Here is a 3,384-nt window from a genome sequence, read left to right on the forward strand (position 1 = left end):
ACCGACCAGGACTCCAAGACCGGCGAGATCGTCCCGTGGCTCGCCACGAGCTGGACGGTCAGCCCGGACGCCCGTGAGTACACCTTCTCCCTGCGCAAGGGTGTGACCTTCAGCGACGGCACGGTGTTCGACGCGACCGCCGTGAAGACGGCCCTCGACGGGGTGCGGGACCTGGGCGCCAAGTCGACCCTGGGCCTGACCTACCTCGCTGGCTACGAGTCGTCGACCGTCGTCGACCCGCAGACGGTGAAGGTGAACTTCCGCGTGCCCAACGCGGCGTTCCTGCAGGCGACGTCCACCACCACGTTGGCGATCCTGTCACCGGCCACCTACAAGGAGACCACCGAGGCACGGTGCGCGGGCAAGGTGGTCGGCTCGGGGCAGTTCGTGCTCGACAGCTACACCGCCGCCAAGGAGATCAAGCTCAGCCGGCGCGCGGGTTACGCGTGGCCGAGCCAGCTGGTGAAGAACCGCGGCGAGGCGTACCTCGACGGCATCGACGTCAGCTACATCGCCGAGGACAGCGTCCGGGTCGGCAGCCTGACCACCGGCACCATCGACATCGCCTGGCCACGTCTGCCGATCACCTCCGCCGACCAGGAGGTCATCAAGGCCGCGAACGGGACCATCGAGACGCGGTCACTGCCCGGCATCAGCGCGCTGATCGTACCCAACGTCACCAAGGGCAGCCCCCTGTCCGATCTGAAGGTGCGCCAGGCGCTGTACAAGGCGATCGACCTGAACAGCTATGCCTCCACCGTGTACTGGAACGGCTACCCGGTGGTCAAGGGGCCGTACGACTCGACGACGCCGTATGCCGCGGACGTGTCCGCCAAGCTCGGCCACGACCCGTCGGGCGCGGGCGCGCTGCTGGACGGTGCCGGATGGACCCGGGGTCCGGACGGCTACCGGTACAAGGACGGTAAGAAGCTGACGCTCACCTACCTCATCACCACGTCGAGCCCCGGTGAGCAGCTGCTCCAGGACCAGCTCAAGAAGAGCGGCATCGACCTCCAGCTGAAGGTCGTCACCAGCGCGCAGCTCACCCAGCTGACCACCGCCGGCGAGTTCGACCTCGCGGGCACCTACCTGACCCGGGGCGACCCGAGTGTGCTCGGCTCGTCGATCGACCGGGCCGTCTCGAAGAACTTCAGCGCCACCTACACCCAGGACGAGACCACGGCCGCTCAGGTCAGCAAGCTGTTCGCCCGCGGGCTCAACACGACCGACCCCACCCAGCGCGCCGCGGCATACAAGGAGCTGCAGGAATACCTGATCGACCAGGGCGTCGTCTTCCCGATCTACGACCGGGTGCAGGTGATCGGGCTTTCGAACAAGGTCCACGGGTTCGCGTGGACCTCGGAGAGCTTCCTGCGCGCCAACGACATCTGGCTGTCGAAGTGACCCGACGGTCATGATGCTCAGATACCTCGCCGGTAGGTTCGCCCAGGCACTTCTGGTGCTCTGGGCGGCCTACACGGTCACCTTCGTCATCCTGCACGTGCTGCCGAGCGACCCGATCACCCTGCAGCTGGCCGCCGGCGGGGTCGACGTCGCCCAGCTCACCCCCGACCAGCTACACACCATGAAGGCGCAGTACGGGCTCGACGAGCCCGTACTCACGCAGTACTTCGGCCGGCTGTGGGACGCGCTGCACCTCGACTTCGGCATGTCGCTCACCCAGAACGTCCCCGTCAGCAGGCTCGTCGTCGACAGGCTGCCCTCGACCATTGTCCTGACGCTGGTCTCCGTCGGGCTCTTCCTGGTGTTCGGCATCGGTCTGGCCTACCTGGCCTCGTACGTCCAGTGGCGACCGGCCCGGCTGCTCCTCAGCCGGCTGCCCGCTGTGGGCATCTCGCTCCCGACGTTCTTCGTCGGCCTGCTCCTCATCCAGCTGTTCGCCTTCTCCCTCGGCTGGTTCCCGGCCAGGGGCACCAGCGGATGGCGCAGCGTGGTGCTGCCAGGGGTCACCTTGGCGATTCCCGGATCGGCGATGCTCGCCCAGGTGCTTATCAAGAGCCTGGGCGACACATGGCAGGAGCCGTACATCGTCACGGCCAAGGCCAAGGGCCTGTCCCGCTGGGCCATCCAGCTGCGGCATGCGTTCCGCAACGGGGCCCTGCCCGCGCTCACCCTGCTGGGCGTGCTCGTCGGCCACACCGTGACCAACGCGGTCGTCGTCGAGACCGTTTTCTCCCGCAGCGGGCTCGGCCAGCTGGCCCAGCAGGCCGTCCTCAGCCAGGACGTGCCCGTCGTCCAGGCCATCATCGTCATCGCGGCGGTGATCTTTGTTGCCGTCAACCTGATCGTCGACCTGCTCTATTCGTTCCTCGACCCTCGTGTCGCTCACACGGCCCGGGTCACCTAGGCAGGAATCATGTCCGAGAACACCCTGATCAGAGGTCCGGAGCAGGTTGCTCCAGCTGTCCCACCGGACCCCGCCGCGGGCGGCGTCGTGTCCGTTGCCGTGAGCGAGCCCACACAGGCGGGTGCTGCCGACGTCCGGTCCGGCGAGCGGCATCCGGAGGGCGAGCGCGTCCGGCGGTTTGGACCGCTCGAGGCGGCGGGGCCGTTCCTGCGCCGCCCGGGGTTCGTGCTCGCCGCCCTGTTCGTCGTGTTCGTCCTGGTCTCGGGTCTGCTCCCCGGGCTGTTCACCTCGTACGATCCCACCGCGACCGCACCGGCGGAGAAGCTGCGCGGACCGAGCCTCGACCACCTGTTCGGCACGGACGAACTGGGTCGGGACCTGTTCTCGCGGGTCCTCCACGGCTCGACTCTCACGATCAAGGCCACCGGGGGAGCCGTTCTCATCGCCGTCGTCGTCGGGCTGGCGCTCGGGGTCGTCGCCGGGTTCCTCGGGGGCTGGATCGACAGTCTGCTCATGCGCACGGTCGACGTCGCTCTCGCGCTCCCGCTGCTCCTGCTGGCGCTGGCGATCGTCACCGCGCTGGGCTTCGGGACGTTGCCGGTGGCGATCGCCGTCTCGGTGGGCATCATGCCGGGATTCGCGCGGACGACCCGGGCGGAGGTGTTCCGGGTCAAGGGACAGGCATACGTCGAAGCCGCACGCACCGGCGGCGCCTCGTGGATCCGGGTGATGTGGCGGCACATCCTGCCGAACTCGTGGGGTCCGGTGATGGTGCTCGCCATCCTCGACTTCGGCACGGCCGTGCTGAGCATCTCCTCGCTGAGCTTCCTGGGTTTCGGGGCCGCGCCGCCCGCCGCCGAGTGGGGGACGCTGATCTCGGGCGGCCGCAACTACCTCATCACCAGTCCATGGCTGTCGCTGCTGCCGGGGCTGTTCGTCGCCCTGGTCGTGTTCAGCCTCAACCACGTCGCCCGGACCCTGGAGGAGGTGCAGCGGTGAGCGCAGGAGCCGGCGCG

Annotated in this window: 3 protein-coding genes; all 3 read left to right on the forward strand. The window is 68.4% G+C overall.

Going from position 1 to position 3,384, the window contains the following annotated elements; translation table 11 throughout:
- Positions 1 to 1,404 (forward strand): ABC transporter substrate-binding protein (locus DD1DGNOD_RS09415; protein WP_241255601.1); only part of this gene is annotated, 1,404 nt, incomplete at its 5' end.
- Between the two features lie 13 nt (positions 1,405 to 1,417).
- Positions 1,418 to 2,368, forward strand: a complete 951-nt coding sequence (locus DD1DGNOD_RS09420; protein WP_165036556.1) for an ABC transporter permease — start codon at positions 1,418 to 1,420, stop codon at positions 2,366 to 2,368.
- 9 nt (positions 2,369 to 2,377) lie between these two features.
- Positions 2,378 to 3,367, forward strand: coding sequence for an ABC transporter permease (locus DD1DGNOD_RS09425; protein WP_131766253.1), 990 nt, complete (start codon positions 2,378 to 2,380; stop codon positions 3,365 to 3,367).
- Positions 3,368 to 3,384 lie beyond the last annotated feature (17 nt).

This window comes from Candidatus Protofrankia californiensis (assembly GCF_900634765.1).
Lineage (GTDB): Bacteria > Actinomycetota > Actinomycetes > Frankiales > Frankiaceae > Protofrankia > Protofrankia californiensis.

Coding starts and splice junctions, on each gene's coding strand:
- DD1DGNOD_RS09420 (WP_165036556.1), top strand. CDS start 1,418: ATGCTCAGATACCTCGCCGGTAGGTTCGCCCAGGCACTTCTGGTGCTC.
- DD1DGNOD_RS09425 (WP_131766253.1), top strand. CDS start 2,378: ATGTCCGAGAACACCCTGATCAGAGGTCCGGAGCAGGTTGCTCCAGCT.